Source organism: Psychrobacillus sp. FSL K6-2365 (assembly GCF_038003165.1).
Classification (GTDB): Bacteria; Bacillota; Bacilli; order Bacillales_A; family Planococcaceae; genus Psychrobacillus; species Psychrobacillus psychrodurans.
In genome coordinates this window covers 1,802,977-1,819,215 of record NZ_JBBOOO010000001.1, presented here as the reverse complement: position 1 = coordinate 1,819,215, position 16,239 = coordinate 1,802,977, and the positions used below count along the sequence as shown (strand labels likewise).

The window sequence follows — 16,239 nt, the reverse complement described above, 5'->3', positions numbered from 1 at the left end:
AAAGACCTCACTTTTTAAAATTCTAATAATTTCTTTTTCAGTGCATACTCAACTAGCTCTGGACGACTTTTTAAATCTAATTTTTCCATTATTTTTGCTTTGTGTGCTTCTACCGTTTTTACAGATATAAATAGTTTTGCAGCAATATCTTTATTGCCATAGCCTTTTGCAACTAACGGTAGAATCTCTATTTCTCTTTTGGAAAGTACTCTAAATGGATCGTCGTCTACTATATTTTGATCTTTTTTTATGAATTCTTTTACGAGAGAAGTTGCCATTTTGGGATGTATATATGTTCCCCCTTTATAAACCATGCGTATAGCGCTCAAAAGTTCCTCATCTGGTGCATTCTTTAATATGTATCCCGAAGCACCATTTTTCAATACATGGAACATATACTCCTGATCGTCATACATTGTTAAAATAAGAATTTTTGTATCCGGAAAGTCTTCACTAATTTTCCCAGTCGCTATTAACCCACTCTCTCCAGGTGGCATACTCAAGTCTAGGAGAAGAATGTCGGGTTGATGCTTTGCGACCATCAAATGTGCTTCTATTCCGTCGGCAGCAGTTGCAACAACTTCCATATCCTCTTGATAGTTTAGTATCATTGAAAATCCACTTCGTACAACTGCATGGTCATCTGCAATAACAATTTTCATTCGTTTAGCGCTCCTTTAGTGGGATGTATAGTAGAACTTCAGTCCCTTTACCCATAGATGACATAATAGACAATTTACCACCTACTAGTTCAGCTCTTTCCTTCATACCAAACAATCCTAGGCCAGTACCCTTAAACACTCTCTGTGAAGTATCAAAGCCAATACCGTCATCAACAATCTTCAATATTAAATTATCATCTTTCTCATATAGTTCGACGTTAACCTCGTCCACATCAGCATATTTTAGTGCATTTAGAATTGATTCCTGGCATATTCGATAGACAACCGTTTCCATTTCATTAAGGAAACGTTTCCCTTTGATTTCAGATGTATAATGGACAACTAATCCATAGTTTTTTTCAATCCATTTAAAATGTGATCTTAGTGCTGCTTCAATGCCTAGATCATCTAATGACGAAGGTCGTAATTCTACAGACATATTCCTTATTTCATCTAGCAGTCTTGTTAAAGATGCTTCCATATGCTGAACTTTCTGGGAGACTTCCTCAGGACTTTTCAAATATTTCATAAGTCTTAAATCTACTAATGAACTCAATATTTCCTGTGCTACACTATCATGAAGTTCTCTTGAAATTCTTTTGCGTTCGTCTTCTTGTGCTTTAATTATTTGCTTAATCGTTGTATTTTTAAATAGTAATTCTCTTGTTTCAAGTAACTTTGTTAAATTTCTTAAGATAAGTACTTTTGTTCCATTTTCACTATCAATAGTGTGAAAACTTGCTACATAGGGAAGAACCCCTTTATCTTTCGTATCTAGATATACTTGAAATGAACTGAAATCTTGTTTTGGATCGGAGAAATAACAGTTTTCACAGGAAATTAACTCTGTTGTATTCGTATAGCCTTTACATGTTTGACAAATAGACCTTTCTTGACCTTCCAACATAGCATCTAATGCATCTGTATCTACTATTTCTCTCGCAATCGGATTCAAATGTAATAATTTATTATCTTTATTAAAAAAGAAAAAGGCTTCAGAACTGTTTTCGTACATTCCTATTAAGCTATCAACTAACTCTGAATGTGCATTATTTGTCAATTCTTAGCCATCTCCTTACCGTAATATTTTGGAAAATCAATATGGATATTATAAATTATTTTTTCAAATAATTCATACGTCATCTTATCCTCTTCCCTATATCCCAACAATAATACTCCTTGAACTTTATTTTTTTTATAAAGTGGCAGAGCACAAAAGCTTTTAATCTTTTCAGAAACAATTATTGGGTAATTAAACAAATCTCTATCAGGATACTCAGTCACGACATTTGGTACATGCATAGGCTTTCCAGATTTAAAAACTTGACCTGCAATACCTTTGCCGGATTGTAGAACAATTCTTTTCAAACGATTATTAATATTTCCAATAGCGTACTGCCATGTTAGCACATATTCAAGCTGTGCTGGTTGGATAAAGGCTAATGCCACTAAATCTACTTCATACTTGTCTTTAAAAGCGGTTATCACTTTTTGAAAATCAATATCATTTTTCATATAAATACCCCTTATGGATAAAAAAGAAGACCGAAGTCTCCTTTTTCTTTATTCTGATCGATTCTTTCTATATAAGATATAGCTTCTACCTACGTAGTTTAATGGTACACTCCATACGTGAACTAATCTAGTAAATGGCCATAATGCAAATATTAAAAACCCTGTTACTACATGGATTTTAAAAGACATAGGCACATTTAACATATAGGATGCATCTGGCTGTAAGATAAATAAGTTTCTAAACCAGACCGAAATGGAGGTTCTATAGTCAAAATCAGGTTGAACTGCATTTGTAACCAGCGTTGCATACATCCCCATAAAAACGATAAATAATAAAATCACATTTACTATTAAATCTGACGTACTACTCAATTTACGAACAGTTGACTTTGTGAATCTACGAGATGTCAAAATGATCATCCCTGCCAATGTCACAAATCCAAAGAATCCACCAATGTAAATTGCTCCAATATGGTATAAGTGATCATTTACACCAACTGCATGAAGCCATGATTTCGGTATTGCTAGCCCAGATACATGCCCCATTATTACCGGAATAATACCAATATGGAACAGTAAGCTTCCAATCATTAATTGTTTTTTCTCTATAAATTCACTCGATTTTGCCGTCCAGCTAAATTGATCTGTTCTATATCGAAAAATATGACCTACAATAAAAACTGCTATACAAATATACGGAAATATAACCCATAAAAACTGATCAATCATGTTCATGATTTACAGCCTCCCTTTCTATACAGGCTTTGAAGGTTTCTCGTAAGCCTCTGACAAGCCGGAGATATGGGCTATTAAACTTTTCCAATGCTTCAATTAAATTATATGTCCCATCTTCCAGTACAGCAAATAGAATATTAAAACTATCTTTTGCTCTAGAATCACCTATCCATTCTGCGGCGTATAAAAATTCACAGATAAGTGGTAGAAAATCGGAAAGCTCCTCTGCTGGCATATCTAAACCAAACATCTCATACATTACTTTTAACTTCGCAAGCATTTGACCTCTCTCTTTTGCATCCTCAAATTTAAAATAAGTCATATATAATGTTGCACTTTTTTGAAAGTCAAATGTCTGAACATATAGTTCCTGTATATCATCCAAACTATACGTATGAATTTCATCCCAGTACGCTTTCACTAATTCGTACGCAGGATCATTTGGTGAAAATGATTCTTCGATTAGGGTAGGGTGAAAGGTTAGTTTTTCTGGATAAGTTAATTGCTGCGCAAAAAAGCCGAAAGCCGGTTTATGTTTATATAGCTTTTCTAAATCAATCACGCCAAATCCCTCCGTAGAAGTTCTCTTCATAAATTTCCTTACCCGTTTTAGTTGCTGTTGGGTTAGGAGAAGCTGGTCCACATCCGTCGCAGCCCATATCATAACCCATTGATCCTTGTGCACGATAAGGATCCATATATCCTTCTCGATGAGAAGTAGGAACGACGAAACGATCTTCGTATTTAGCAATTGCCAATAATCTATACATTTGTTGTGTTTGATGTGCTGTTAATCCTACACGTTCTAAACGACTTTCATCAAATTCTTTACCAGAAGAAATTGCACGCATATAAGAGCGCATCATGGCCATTCGTTGAAGAGCACCTTTTACCGCTGGTGCATCACCTGCTGTTAACATATTTGCTAAATATTGAATTGGTGTACGCATCTCTTCAATTGCAGGGAAAATCATATCCGGATTTTTGATGGAATCTTTCCCTTCAAAATAGTTCATGATAGGGCTTAAAGGTGGAACATACCATACCATTGGTAATGTTCTATATTCCGGATGTAATGGGAATGCTAACTGGTATTCTATTGCTAGTTTATAAACCGGAGAGTTTTGTGCACCTTCAATCCACTCTTCTGCTATTCCATCTTTCCTTGCCTGTTCAATGACTTCAGGATCATTTGGATTTAAGAAAATTCCACACTGTGCTTTATACAAATCTTTCTCATCTGGGGTTGAGGCTACTTCTAGTACACGGTCTGCATCATATAATAGTACCCCTAAATAACGAATACGCCCTGTACAAGTTTCAGAACAAACCGTCGGAAGTCCTGATTCAATACGAGGATAACAGAACGTACATTTCTCTGCTTTGTTTGTTTTCCAGTTAAAGTATACTTTTTTATACGGACAACCAGTCATACAATAGCGCCAACCACGACATGCTTCCTGGTCAACTAGAACGATCCCATCTTCTTCGCGTTTATACATAGCTCCTGATGGACAAGATGCTACACAACTTGGATTTAAGCAGTGTTCACACAATCTTGGTAGATACATCATAAATGACTGTTCAAAATTGAACTTAATCTCTTCCTCAATTTTTTGGATGTTTGGATCAGTAGGTCCCGTAATATGAGCCCCTGCCAAATCATCCTCCCAGTTTGGTCCCCATTCTAAATCCATATATTCACCAGTAACTACTGATTTTGGACGAGCAACAGGGGAATGCTTCACCTCAGGTGAATTTGTTAACATTTCATAGTCATATGTCCAAGGTTCATAGTAATCTTTCATTTCTGGCATATCGGGATTGTAGAAAATTTTTCCTAATGCTATTTTAGAAAGCTTTGAACCGGATTTCAGTTCCAACTTTCCATTTCGCATTTGCCATCCACCTTTGTATACTTCTTGGTCTTCCCAGCGTTTAGGATAACCAATACCAGGTTTAGTTTCTACGTTGTTAAACCACATGTATTCGGCACCCTCACGATTTGTCCAAGTACTTTTGCAGGTAACACTACATGTATGACACCCTATACACTTATCAAGGTTCATCACCATTGCTATTTGCGCTTTAATCTTCAAGCCAATTTACCTCCTTCATCTTACGAACAGCTACGTATCCATCTCTTTGGTTTCCTATTGGACCATAATAGTTAAATCCATAGCTTAATTGTGCGTAACCACCGACCATTTGAGTTGGTTTAACATGAATTTTAGTAGGTGCGTTATGACTTCCCCCACGTTCTTCTGTTATTTCAGAACCAGGTACATTAATATGCTTATCCTGTGCATGGTACATGAACATAGTTCCTTTTGGCATACGATGACTAACAACTGCTCTAGCTGTAACTACACCATTTCGGTTATAAACTTCTAACCAAGCGTTATCCTCAATGTCATGCTCCGCTGCATCGTCATTATTAATCCAAACAACTGGTCCACCTCTAAATAATGTGAGCATATGCAAATTATCCTGATAAGTACTATGAATATTCCATTTTCCATGTGGTGTTAAATAACGTAAAACTAGTGCATCTTTCCCACCGACAATAGGTTTATCCTTAGTACCAAAGACCATTGGCGGCAATGTTGGTTTGTAAACTGGTAGCGATTCACCATATTGCAAGAATATTTCATGATCAATATAGAAATGTTGGCGACCCGTTAATGTTCTAAAAGGAACTAATCGTTCTATATTTGTTGTAAATGGTGAATATCGTCGACCTAATTTATTCGAACCACTAAACACAGGTGTTGGAATTACTTCTCTTGGTTGAACAGTTATATTTTGGAACGTAATTTTTTCAGCTGCACGATCTGCAGAAATATCCTTCAGCTGCACACCTGTATCTTTTTCTGCTGATTCAAATGCTTTTTGAGATACCTTACCATTTGTTGCTGATGATAAGTGAAGTACAGCGTTTACTGCCTGTCTTGCTGAGTGAATCATTGGAAGACCGTTTTTAATAGTGTCATCAAAATGAGTCCCGTTTATTTTTTTCATATCCTCGTATTCTTCTGCTACAGAGAAACTTACACCATGAGCTCCGATTTTTCCTTTTTCAGTTAAAGGCCCAAGCGAAACAAACTTATCATAAACCTTTGTATAATCTCTTTCCACGACTATAAAGTTAGGCATAGTTTTACCAATGACTGGTTCAACCTCACCTTTTTTCCAATCCTTCACTAATCCCATTGGTTGAGAAATTTCACTCTTCGAATCATGTGCTAGCGGAGATGTAACTACGTCTTTATAAACTCCTGGTAAATGTGATTCCGCCATTTTAGAAAATGTTTGAGCTAATGAGCGGTATACATCCCAGTCGGAACGTGATTCCCATAGTGGGTCTACTGCCGGATTGAACGGATGAACAAATGGATGCATATCAGTAGATGAAATATCTGTTTTCTCATACCAAGTTGCAGCAGGTAATACAATATCTGAGTACAATGGAGTAGTTGTCATTCTAAAATCAATAGAAACTAACAGATCCAACTTACCTTCTACATCGTCTCTCCACTTTATTTCTTCAGGTTTTTCATCTTCATTTGGAGTCGCTAATAATCCATCACTTGCACCTAGTAAATGCTTCATAAAATATTCTTGTCCTTTGGCAGAACTAGAAATTAAGTTTGATCTCCAAACAAATAAGGATTTTGGGAAGTTTTCAGGTGAGTCTGGATCTTCGATTGCACCTTTTACTTCGCCTGAAACGATTTGGTCATATGCCGTTTTTATTATTTCTTCATTTGTTGTTTTCCCTTTTGCCGCTGCTTCTTCAGCAAAAAGTAAACTATTTTTGTTAAACTGTGGATAAGATGGCAACCAACCAAGTCTTGCAGCTAATACATTATAATCTGCAGGATGTTGGTACTTAAGCTCTCCAGCTAGAGGAGATTTTAGTGAGTCATTACCCATTTCTTCATACTTCCATTGGTCCGTAGCAAAGTAGAAGAAGGAAGTAGCATTTTGAAGCCGCGGTTGTGCTTGCCAGTCTTTAGCAAATGCAATAGTGCTCCAGCCTTCAATAGGACGAACTTTCTCTTGACCAACATAATGGGCCCATCCTCCACCGTTAACTCCTTGAGACGCTGTCAGTATAACTAGGTTTAAAATAGAACGATAAATTGTATCACTATTGAACCAATGGTTAATACCCGCTCCCATAATAATCATTGATCTACCTTCTGTATCAATAGCATTTTGAGCAAATTCTCTAGCTACTTGTACAACTACCGATGCTTTTACGCCAGTGACTTTTTCTTGCCAAGCTGGTGTGTAAAATGATTCGGCATCATCATATCCTTTTGCGTTAAATTCACTTTCCCCACGATTGATACCATACTGACTTAGCATTAAATCATATACAGTAACTGCTAGACGAGTACTTCCATCAGCCAAAGTAACTTGTTTAGCTGGGATATGTCTATTAAATGTTCCATTTGCAACATTATCAAAGAACGGGAAAACTATTTCTGTTTGACTTGATTCATAATTTTCAACACTCATTGCCGGCTCAATTCTAGTTCCATCTTCATTTTCTAAAATAAGATTCCAGTTTTTATCTTGTTCCCAGCGTTGCCCCATTGTCCCATTAGGTACAATTATTTTAGATGTAATTTCATCAATAATTACAGGTTTCCACTCAGAATTCTCAGTTGTATCTCCAAAGTCACTTGCGCGTAAGAAACGTCCAGCTTTGTGAATACCTTCATGTTCATCCAATAAAATTAAAAATGGCATATCTGTATACTGTTTTGCATAGTTAATGAACATTTCTTCTTTACGTTGTACGTAAAACTCATCCAAAATAACATGTGTCATCGCTTGAGCAACAGCAGCATCTGTTCCAGGATGTGGAGCTAGCCAGTTATCTGCAAATTTCACGTTTTCTGCATGGTCAGGAGCAACCGAAACAACTTTTGTTCCTTTATAACGAACCTCAGTCATAAAGTGGGCATCTGGTGTACGAGTTAATGGGACATTTGAGCCCCACATGATTAAATAACCCGAATTGTACCAATCAGATGATTCCGGTACATCTGTTTGCTCTCCCCAAATTTGTGGTGAAGCTGGTGGTAAATCAGCATACCAATCATAGAAACTTAACATTTCCCCACCAAGTAAACTGATAAATCTCGAACCAGCAGCATAGCTGATCATTGACATTGCCGGAATTGGTGTAAATCCAGCTATTCTATCAGGACCATACTTACGAATCGTATAGATCAATTGTGCACATATCAATTCCATTGCATCCTGCCAGGAAACTCGGACATGTCCACCCTTACCTCTGGCTCTTTTATAAGTAAATGCTTTCTCTGGATCTTCAACAATACTTCCCCAAGCATCCACTGGATTTGTATGTTCATGTAAAGCAGTTTTCCAAAGTCTCCATAGTCGACCTCGCATATATGGATATTTCACACGTAATGGGCTATATTCATACCATGAAAATGATGCTCCACGAGGACATCCTCTAGGTTCAAATTCTGGCATTTCAGGACCACATGATGGATAATCTATTTGCTGATTTTCCCATGTAATAATTCCGTTTTTCACAAATACTTTCCAACTACAAGAACCAGTACAGTTAACTCCGTGTGTTGTCCGAACTACTTTGTCATGTGACCAACGTTCACGGTACATATTTTCCCAGTCTCGGTTTTTTTGCTCAAGAATCGACCAGCTTCCTGAATATTTTTCTGTAGGCTTAAAATACTTCAATCCAAATTTTCGTTTCATTAGTATCGATCACCCTTCCTATTCGAATGACTAGCATGACGGGAATCAATTACTTGCTCATTCTTATACTATTATTATGAAAGACTATGACAATATTCGACATTAGGGAAAGTCCTAAACACTACCGGGTTTTCCCTAGAGCACAAAATTCTAAGTAGAGAACACAGAAAATGAGAGCATATTCCAGACTATATTTGATAATTTATGGGTTTTATCCCCGTCTGCTTGACTATGGGCTACATTCGTAGCATCCTTTTTGGCGACTTTAAGTCGTTAATGGGTCATTTACACAGAGTATTGGCTATATTAGTATCCTTATGAGCTATGATCTCAGAACGGAAATCAATAATATTTTTATTCAAAAAAAGACTTAAGCAATTAAGCTTAAGTCTCAAATAGTATTCAATAATTCTGGTTACGCTGTATAATCATCAACATGATAAAGGATATAAATATAATAGAAGTAACCCAGAGCCAAGCTAATTCCATATTTCCAGAATCTATCGCAGTATAAATTGCTGTAGGTAGAGTTTGGGTTTGACCTGGTATATTACCTGCAAACATTAATGTGGCACCAAATTCACCAAGCGCGCGTGCAAAACTTAAAATTGCCCCTGACATAAGTGATTTAGATGCAAGCGGTATAGACAAGTAATACAAAATCTTCCACTCACTAGCGCCATCAACTCTAGCAGCCTCTTCAATGTTAGTATCTATTGCTTGAAATCCGGACTTTGCAGATTGATACATTAGAGGGAAAGCTACTACTACCGAAGCGATCACCGCCGCCCACCAGGTGAAGATTATCGGCTGGTTGAACAACCTTTCGATCACTTGCCCAAAAATACTATTTCGACCAAATATAACAATTAACAAAAATCCGACAACAGTAGGGGAAAGCACCAATGGTAGTAATAGCAATGTTTCCACTATCGATTTTCCCTTGAAAGAATTTCTCGCTAGAAGTCTTCCTACTAATATTCCTGAAATAATCACAATAACGCTGGCTATGACAGTAATTTTTAGGGATAACCAAATAGGATTAAAAAACTCGTTTAATGTAATGTTAGTTAATAGTAAATCCATAATCTTCAAAAACCTTTAAACCTTTCTCACTCTGAAGATAATCATAAAAATCTTTCGCTTCTTCATAGTGTTTGGTATCTTTTATGATCCCAAGTGGGTAAATAATTGGTGTGTGCATTTGCTCTTCCACTGAAGCAATTACCCTAATTTTTTTAGAAGAAATTACATCTGTTTTATAGACGATTCCAGCTACAACATTCCCCGTCTCAACATATGATAGTACCTGTCTAACATCTTTAGCAAACACTATTTTAAAATCTATATCATTCCAAATCCCTAAATTTTGTAACGACTCTTTTGCATATTTCCCAGCAGGTACTGTTTCTGGCATTCCAATGGAAACTTTTTCTACTTCTTGCTTATTTAAATCTTGAAAGCTATTTAAAGTTGTTTTCCTACCATTTTGAACGATTAATACTAACTCATTTCCTAATAAATCAGTAACATCATTTTTATCCATTAAGCCCTCTTTCACTAATAAATCAAGTTTGTCCTCCGCAGCAGAGAAAAAAAGATCTACTGGAGCACCCTGAGAAATTTGTTGCTGGAGGGAACCGGAAGCCCCAAAGTTAAATCGTAATTTAATATGAGGGTTTTCTTCTTCATATGTATGCTGTATATCCTCCATCGCTTCCTTTAGACTAGAAGCGGTTGAAATGACTAATTCGGTTTTTGCTTCTTCTCCAGCTGTATTTGAACAGGCTACTAAAAATGGGACGAATAATAAGAAAGCTATGATTATTTTGATAAATTTGTTCATAATATCCTCTCCTACCTTACCTACATATTTATAATTATAGCTTCTATACATCTAAATAAAAATAGTCGCTATATTTGTCAATGTATCTTCGACTAAATAGCGACCTTTCTATTAAATTGCTGTCCTTACATTTTCAAACAATATATTATTCTCCAAATGAATATGTTCAAATGTATCTTTTTCGAGTTGTTCCAGACGTTGGTATACCAATCTAAAAGTACCGCAAGCACTTTCTGGTGGTGTGAAATTATCGGTAATTACTCGGAGTTCTTTCAGTAAATTACCTGCATTTTCGTGTTCTTCTTCCAATTCTAGTACATGTGGTTGTAATTGTTTTGCGTGTTCTTCCGTTGGGTTTTCTATAAATTGATTTATAAGCGGAAAAACAACATGATCTTCATCGTCGGTATGATCGATTAACTCACGTTTTAAAACGGTGAAAATCTCTTTAACTCTCATAAGATGAGGATGATTTTCCCCATGCACTTTTGATACTTTAGTTATATACGGTGTTAAAGAAGGTAATTCTTCACGTAAATATGCATGATGTTTTGTTTGTATATGTTCGATCAACGCTTTCTCGTCTAAAGAAGTTGGTAGCAATTGTTTATATTCTGTTTGTTTCGATTGAATGCTTTTCACTTTTTCAAAAACCTCATCTGGATCTAAATGTTGATCTATTGCGGCAGTTCTAAGAGGTATTTTCCCTCCACAACAAAAATCTATACGTAGTTTTCTAAACAAATCACCGGTCTGTGGTACTTCTTTTACAATCTCTGAAACATTTGTTTCTACGGATAACTCAGTCATTTTACTTCATTCCCTTCTTAGTTAGCTACAAGCTAATTGTAAATTGTTAAAGAAAAATAAATATTAGGGAGTTCCCTCTTCCTACAAAAATTTTCTCTATCGTTTTAAAGTCATACGAGATAAGATTTTATATGGGTAAAGGAACATGCTATGATAAGTAGGGTGATATAATGATTAAAAGACTGTTAATAACAGGTTATAAAGCACATGAATTAGGCATATTTAATGATTCTCATAAAGGAATTCCTATTATTAAAAGAGCTATAGAAAATCAACTACGTGTTTTATTGGACGAAGGATTAGAATGGATTATATTAGGTGGCGTCCAAGGTGTGGAAACTTGGAGTGCTGAACTAATTCTAGAACTAAAAGCCGAATACCCAGATGTGAAATTCGCCATTATTACCCCTTTTTTAGAGCAAGAGAAAAATTGGAATGAACAAAAGAAAGAAAAGTATGAACGCCTATTAATGCAAGCTGATTATCATACTAGTGTGACTAAGAAACCGTATGAAGCTCCCTGGCAGTTTATCGAGAGAAATAAGTTCGTTGTCCGAAATTCGGATGGCATGTTACTAGTTTATGATGAAGAAAATGAAGGATCACCGAAGTTCATTAAAAAATTAGCTGAGCAATATGCTGAAAAAAATGATTATCGAATAATCGTTATAGATGCATACGACCTTCAAGTAATGTCAGAAGAAATAGCAGAAGAAGAGAGGAATCAATTTCTATGATTAAAAATAAACTCACTAAAAAAATTGAAGAAACAACAGACCAGGAATTAATACTGACGGAGGAGGAAAAAGATTTTGCAGAGAAAAATCAATTACTTCCTGCAGGATTAAATGTTATCCAACAAAACTTATTTAGCGAGGCAATTATTGAACGATACAACAAAGAAACAGATGAACTGATATCTAAAGAATCAATAGCATTTTTACAATCACCTATTTCATATTTTAAAGACAATATTCAAGAGTATACTTTTTTAGAAACTAAAGTATTGGACATTGTTAGTGTTGATGCAATTGCAGTTGAATACGATGAAGTATTTGAAGTATATACTGCAATGTTCGGGCTATATATTCAAAAAAAATATTCAGCTGAAATAAGAGCTTTTCTAGATGAGCATTATAATTCAGAGAAAATGCAATATAGTATGATGTTTGCAGCTAATGAAGGTTTATGGGAAATAAATTTACCTATCAATTATTTAAATGGATTCAATGACTCCTCTTCAATCGAAGAAATGTATCAATTCTTATATTCCCTAATATTTAAGTTAGCCGCGACTATCGAATAGTTTATCCCAATGATTAGACAATTAAAGATTTTTAGTCACATAGACAAATCCACATGTGACGCTTTACGTCTAAGTACTTGGCTGGGTTTACGTACCACTTATTCTTTTTTACTTTGTCCAAGGTGTAATACTACTCGTTCATGCGAGCTAAATTCAAATCGACAGACAATCCCAAAGAAACTTAGGTGGGATTGTCTTTTTATTTTTTTTGCCCTGCATATTATGTATCATTTTGTTCAATCTATAAAGGATGTTTCATCACATTTTCTAAAAGGAGGAAAAATTGGAATGACACAAAACCCATTTGGACAAGGTCAAGGGCAAACTCATCAAAATATGCAAACAGGTAGCATACCGCAAAATATGAATCATGGTGGTCATGAGGTTTTTGACGTTCATGAAGTACTTTCAACAGCTATTTCTGGTTTGAATTTAAAAACGCTTTTACGTCCACATGTCAAAGACCAAGAATTGCTCAATATTTTAGATCGACAATACGCATTCGCAGTAGATGAGTATAATATTACTGTAGAATGTTTTAAAACCGGTAAAGATCCGTCACATCCCACAACTAGCTATAAAATGCAAACAGGAAACGATTTTATATATGGCATCAAACCTTCACAGCCAAAAAAACCAATCCAATCTGCAAATGAGCTTTCGGATGAGATAATTTCAGGTTATCTTCTTGATGCTGCTAAAGCCTCTGCCACTGCTAAAACTACCGCAGCATTAGAAACAACCAATCCAGTTGTCCGCCGTGTACTTGCAGACTCAATTCCAAACTGTATTGAAATGGCTTATGAGCTTTCCATTTATCAAAATAAACATCATTATTATCAAGTCCCACAACTAGACGAACAAAGTATGCAGGCAATCTTGAACGCTTATGCACCAGCACAAGGCAAAATGATGAGCTAAATTATAAATCTCGCCCCGTTAGTTTGGGGCGATTTTTTAATTATTCATGTGAGTCAATTCATAATTACTTACGTAATATCGCAATTTGGGAATAGTGAGAGCTAAAAGCCCCCTAGAAACGTAGTAATGAGGAGATTGAAACCGTGCCCGCGGAAAGCGCCCTTCCAGAGCAAAAATCATCGTTGTTCGGATCTCACTATTTTATATCCTTTTATGAAATTGATTCATGTATAATAATTATATAAATTATTACTTGAGAAAAGGGTGGAATTTATGCGAGTAGCTATATTTGATTTTGATGGAACTCTCTACGAAGAAGAAACATTTACAATACTAATGAAACATCTAAAAGAACACCCTATCTATCAATCTTCATATAAAAGCTTTTATCGTGCAATTGTTCCGCCATACATAGCAAATAAACTTAAACTATATCCAGCTAGCAGGATGAAAAGACGTTCTATGCAATTATATTTAGAAGCTTTCGAAGGTCTTTCAAAACAGGAAATGGATGCATATTTCGAGGAAATCAAAGGTGTCATGCAACAGGATTTTAACCAAAAAGTGTTGGATAGACTAAAACTTCATCAAGAAGAGAATCTTCACATATTACTAGTATCTGGAGCTTACACACAATTTTTAGAGCGGGTGACAGACGGACTTGTGTTCAATCGGATAATAGGAACTGATATTTTGTATAAGGATGAAAAAGTTTATACCAAAAATATTATTAACCATATAAATGGCGAACAAAAAACATTGAAGGTCCATGAAGTATTGAGTGGTCATCAGATAGACTGGGAAAATAGTTATGCATATGGCGATAGTTTTTCAGACTTGCCTGTTTTAAAGTTAGTGGGTAATCCTGTAGCAGTTAAACCTGAGGAGAAACTACGGAAACTGGCTACTGAACGTGGATGGGAGATAATCGAATAAGATAGCCTTCAGAATCTGCTGGTCTTATTGATCGATTCTTAAACCTATACTAGTGATTCTTTCAAACATTCGAGCGATTCTTAAACACATTCTAGTGATTCTCCCAAACATTCTAGCGATTCTCATACACATTCTAGTGATTCTCCCAAACATTCGAGTGATTCTCTCAAACATTCGAGCGATTCTCAAACACATTCTAGTGGTTCTCCCAAACATTCTAGCGATTCAACATTTCCCCACCAACATTCATCTAAAAATTCAAGCCAGAAGAAATGACTTAGTCTCAGTAAAGACTAAGTCATTTCTTCTATTAAGTAAGTCGTACATTCACATTTTTAGTTTGCAAATAAGATTTGATCTCTCCAATTGTATAATCACCGTAATGAATCATAGATGCAACTAAAGCCGCATCTGCTTTCCCCTCAGAGAAGACTTCCTCAATATGTTCGATTTTTCCTGCTCCACCTGAAGCGATTATTGGGATATTTACTTTTTCAGATAATAACTTTATTAGTTCTACATCATAGCCGTTTTTCATGCCGTCTTTGTGGATACTCGTACAAATTATTTCTCCAGCACCTAAGTCAGCGGCTTGCTGTGCCCACTCAACAACATCCAATCCGGTTTTCTCATGGCCAGAATGAGTGTAAACTTCCCACCTAACAATCTCCCCTTCATCATTATAAATTGGCATGGCATCTAAGCCTAATACGACACATTGTTTGCCGTAAATATCTGCTGCTTCTTTAAGTAACTCAGGACGCATTACTGCAGCTGAGTTTACCCCTACCTTATCTGCCCCAGCTCGTAGTAAATTTTTGAAATCTTCTACCGTACGCACACCACCGATTACGGAAAATGGAATATTTACTTGTTCAGCGACACGCTGTATCCATTCCAGTTTTAAATCTTGGTTTTTCAAGGATGCCGTAGTATCGAGATAGATTAATTCATCAGCACCATCTTCGGTATATTTTTTTCCAAGCTCTGCGGGATCACCTATAATAGTAGGGTTTCTAAACTGTACATACTTGACTGCTTGATCATTTAATACATCAATGGCTGGTACAATTCGTTTTCTAAGCATATTATTTACCTCCTTGCTTGCAGAAATTATCTAAAAGCTGAATACCATACTTACCACTTTTTTCAGGATGAAATTGTACACCCATCACTTGTGAATTACCAATAACCGAAGCAAAATTAATACCATAATTTGTTTCACCTAATATTTCTTCCTGTAACTCTGGTTTCGCAAAATAGGAATGAACAAAGTAAAAGTCCGTTTCATCTGGAATATTTTCAAATAGAAAATGACTTTGAATATCTTTCACTTGATTCCAACCCATATGTGGAATTTTCTCCGATTCATCGGTAAATTCAGGTACAGCTCCTTTGAGTAATCCTAGACAAGGAACATTCCCTTCTTCGCTCGTTTCTAATAAAAGTTGCATACCAAGACAAATACCCAATAATGGAACCCCTTTAGAAACCCTCACTTTAAGATAATCACTTAGGCCTGTACTATTTAAAACATCCATAGCCACTTTTGCGTTTCCAACACCAGGGAGTATAATCTTTGAAATCTCATCAGTATGATCACTGTCTCCCGTTATGAGTTTCGTTTCATATCCAAGTTGTTTAATTGCTTTTAATACACTATGTAAATTTCCTGCACCATAATCTATAATACCAATCATGTTATTGCCTCCATATTCGTTATGTAACTATTATGACATCTTATG

General features: G+C 35.8%; 16 protein-coding genes. 4 read left to right on the top strand and 12 right to left on the bottom strand.

The genetic code is table 11. The features are described from left to right. Window positions 1-14 precede the first annotated feature (14 nt). From MKY29_RS08650 to ric, 10 genes are all read right to left on the bottom strand, one after another. Complete coding sequence (locus tag MKY29_RS08650) at window positions 15-662, bottom strand: response regulator (RefSeq protein ID WP_090561599.1); 648 nt, start codon at window positions 660-662, stop codon at window positions 15-17. A gap of 4 nt (window positions 663-666) precedes the next feature. Further along, complete coding sequence (locus MKY29_RS08645; protein ID WP_445677891.1) at window positions 667-1,677, bottom strand: sensor histidine kinase; 1,011 nt, start codon at window positions 1,675-1,677, stop codon at window positions 667-669. Between the two features lie 41 nt (window positions 1,678-1,718). Beyond that, window positions 1,719-2,177, bottom strand: a complete 459-nt coding sequence (locus MKY29_RS08640; RefSeq protein ID WP_340879530.1) for a GAF domain-containing protein — start codon at window positions 2,175-2,177, stop codon at window positions 1,719-1,721. 48 nt (window positions 2,178-2,225) lie between these two features. Beyond that, the gene (gene narI / locus MKY29_RS08635) at window positions 2,226-2,912 is read right to left on the bottom strand and encodes a respiratory nitrate reductase subunit gamma (protein ID WP_090561603.1); all 687 of its coding nucleotides are present in this window, start codon (window positions 2,910-2,912) and stop codon (window positions 2,226-2,228) included. Then, window positions 2,899-3,474 carry a nitrate reductase molybdenum cofactor assembly chaperone gene (narJ, locus tag MKY29_RS08630; protein ID WP_340879529.1) on the bottom strand — a complete coding sequence of 192 codons (576 nt, stop codon included), beginning with the start codon at window positions 3,472-3,474 and terminating at the stop codon, window positions 2,899-2,901. The genes narI and narJ overlap by 14 nt, the downstream gene beginning before the upstream one ends. Continuing rightward, window positions 3,467-5,011: a nitrate reductase subunit beta gene (narH, locus tag MKY29_RS08625; RefSeq protein WP_340879528.1), complete on the bottom strand. Its 1,545-nt coding sequence runs from the start codon at window positions 5,009-5,011 to the stop codon at window positions 3,467-3,469. The genes narJ and narH overlap by 8 nt, the downstream gene beginning before the upstream one ends. Next, window positions 5,001-8,675, bottom strand: coding sequence for a nitrate reductase subunit alpha (locus MKY29_RS08620; protein WP_241600270.1), 3,675 nt, complete (start codon window positions 8,673-8,675; stop codon window positions 5,001-5,003). Before MKY29_RS08620 ends, narH begins: the two co-directional genes overlap by 11 nt. Before the next feature lie 402 nt (window positions 8,676-9,077). Then, a complete protein-coding gene (gene modB, locus MKY29_RS08615; RefSeq protein ID WP_093494714.1) occupies window positions 9,078-9,761 on the bottom strand; it encodes a molybdate ABC transporter permease subunit in 684 nt (227 codons plus the stop codon). Further along, window positions 9,742-10,521 (bottom strand): molybdate ABC transporter substrate-binding protein, encoded by a 780-nt coding sequence (modA, locus tag MKY29_RS08610; protein WP_093494713.1) that lies wholly within the window; start codon window positions 10,519-10,521, stop codon window positions 9,742-9,744. Before modA ends, modB begins: the two co-directional genes overlap by 20 nt. 111 nt (window positions 10,522-10,632) lie before the next feature. Then, window positions 10,633-11,331: an iron-sulfur cluster repair di-iron protein gene (gene ric, locus MKY29_RS08605; protein WP_340879527.1), complete on the bottom strand. Its 699-nt coding sequence runs from the start codon at window positions 11,329-11,331 to the stop codon at window positions 10,633-10,635. 170 nt (window positions 11,332-11,501) lie between these two features. Between ric and MKY29_RS08600 the strand changes: the two genes are divergently transcribed. From MKY29_RS08600 to MKY29_RS08585, 4 genes are all read left to right on the top strand, one after another. Continuing rightward, window positions 11,502-12,068: a DUF1273 domain-containing protein gene (locus MKY29_RS08600; protein ID WP_340879526.1), complete on the top strand. Its 567-nt coding sequence runs from the start codon at window positions 11,502-11,504 to the stop codon at window positions 12,066-12,068. Beyond that, on the top strand, window positions 12,065-12,637 hold the full coding sequence (locus tag MKY29_RS08595; RefSeq protein ID WP_340879525.1) for a hypothetical protein: 573 nt from the start codon (window positions 12,065-12,067) through the stop codon (window positions 12,635-12,637). The genes MKY29_RS08600 and MKY29_RS08595 overlap by 4 nt, the downstream gene beginning before the upstream one ends. 288 nt (window positions 12,638-12,925) lie before the next feature. Further along, the gene (locus MKY29_RS08590; protein WP_090563504.1) at window positions 12,926-13,558 is read left to right on the top strand and encodes a spore coat protein; all 633 of its coding nucleotides are present in this window, start codon (window positions 12,926-12,928) and stop codon (window positions 13,556-13,558) included. A gap of 273 nt (window positions 13,559-13,831) precedes the next feature. Next, on the top strand, window positions 13,832-14,494 hold the full coding sequence (locus MKY29_RS08585) for an HAD family hydrolase (protein WP_093494708.1): 663 nt from the start codon (window positions 13,832-13,834) through the stop codon (window positions 14,492-14,494). Between the two features lie 310 nt (window positions 14,495-14,804). On the opposite strand, the gene hisF is transcribed toward MKY29_RS08585, so the two are convergent. Next, window positions 14,805-15,581, bottom strand: a complete 777-nt coding sequence (hisF, locus tag MKY29_RS08580; protein ID WP_340879524.1) for an imidazole glycerol phosphate synthase subunit HisF — start codon at window positions 15,579-15,581, stop codon at window positions 14,805-14,807. A 1-nt stretch (window position 15,582) separates the two neighbouring features. Further along, the gene (hisH, locus tag MKY29_RS08575) at window positions 15,583-16,194 is read right to left on the bottom strand and encodes an imidazole glycerol phosphate synthase subunit HisH (protein WP_340879523.1); all 612 of its coding nucleotides are present in this window, start codon (window positions 16,192-16,194) and stop codon (window positions 15,583-15,585) included. Window positions 16,195-16,239 lie beyond the last annotated feature (45 nt).

Bases quoted from the DNA above. Each gene is read 5' to 3' on its own strand.
- MKY29_RS08590 (WP_090563504.1), top strand. From the start codon at position 12,926: ATGACACAAAACCCATTTGGACAAGGTCAAGGGCAAACTCATCAAAAT.
- MKY29_RS08595 (WP_340879525.1), top strand. From the start codon at position 12,065: ATGATTAAAAATAAACTCACTAAAAAAATTGAAGAAACAACAGACCAG.
- modA (WP_093494713.1), bottom strand. From the start codon at position 10,521: ATGAACAAATTTATCAAAATAATCATAGCTTTCTTATTATTCGTCCCA.
- MKY29_RS08620 (WP_241600270.1), bottom strand. From the start codon at position 8,675: ATGAAACGAAAATTTGGATTGAAGTATTTTAAGCCTACAGAAAAATAT.
- hisH (WP_340879523.1), bottom strand. From the start codon at position 16,194: ATGATTGGTATTATAGATTATGGTGCAGGAAATTTACATAGTGTATTA.
- MKY29_RS08585 (WP_093494708.1), top strand. From the start codon at position 13,832: ATGCGAGTAGCTATATTTGATTTTGATGGAACTCTCTACGAAGAAGAA.
- modB (WP_093494714.1), bottom strand. From the start codon at position 9,761: ATGGATTTACTATTAACTAACATTACATTAAACGAGTTTTTTAATCCT.
- MKY29_RS08640 (WP_340879530.1), bottom strand. From the start codon at position 2,177: ATGAAAAATGATATTGATTTTCAAAAAGTGATAACCGCTTTTAAAGAC.
- MKY29_RS08650 (WP_090561599.1), bottom strand. From the start codon at position 662: ATGAAAATTGTTATTGCAGATGACCATGCAGTTGTACGAAGTGGATTT.
- MKY29_RS08645 (WP_445677891.1), bottom strand. From the start codon at position 1,677: ATGTACGAAAACAGTTCTGAAGCCTTTTTCTTTTTTAATAAAGATAAT.
- MKY29_RS08600 (WP_340879526.1), top strand. From the start codon at position 11,502: ATGATTAAAAGACTGTTAATAACAGGTTATAAAGCACATGAATTAGGC.
- ric (WP_340879527.1), bottom strand. From the start codon at position 11,331: ATGACTGAGTTATCCGTAGAAACAAATGTTTCAGAGATTGTAAAAGAA.
- hisF (WP_340879524.1), bottom strand. From the start codon at position 15,581: ATGCTTAGAAAACGAATTGTACCAGCCATTGATGTATTAAATGATCAA.
- narI (WP_090561603.1), bottom strand. From the start codon at position 2,912: ATGAACATGATTGATCAGTTTTTATGGGTTATATTTCCGTATATTTGT.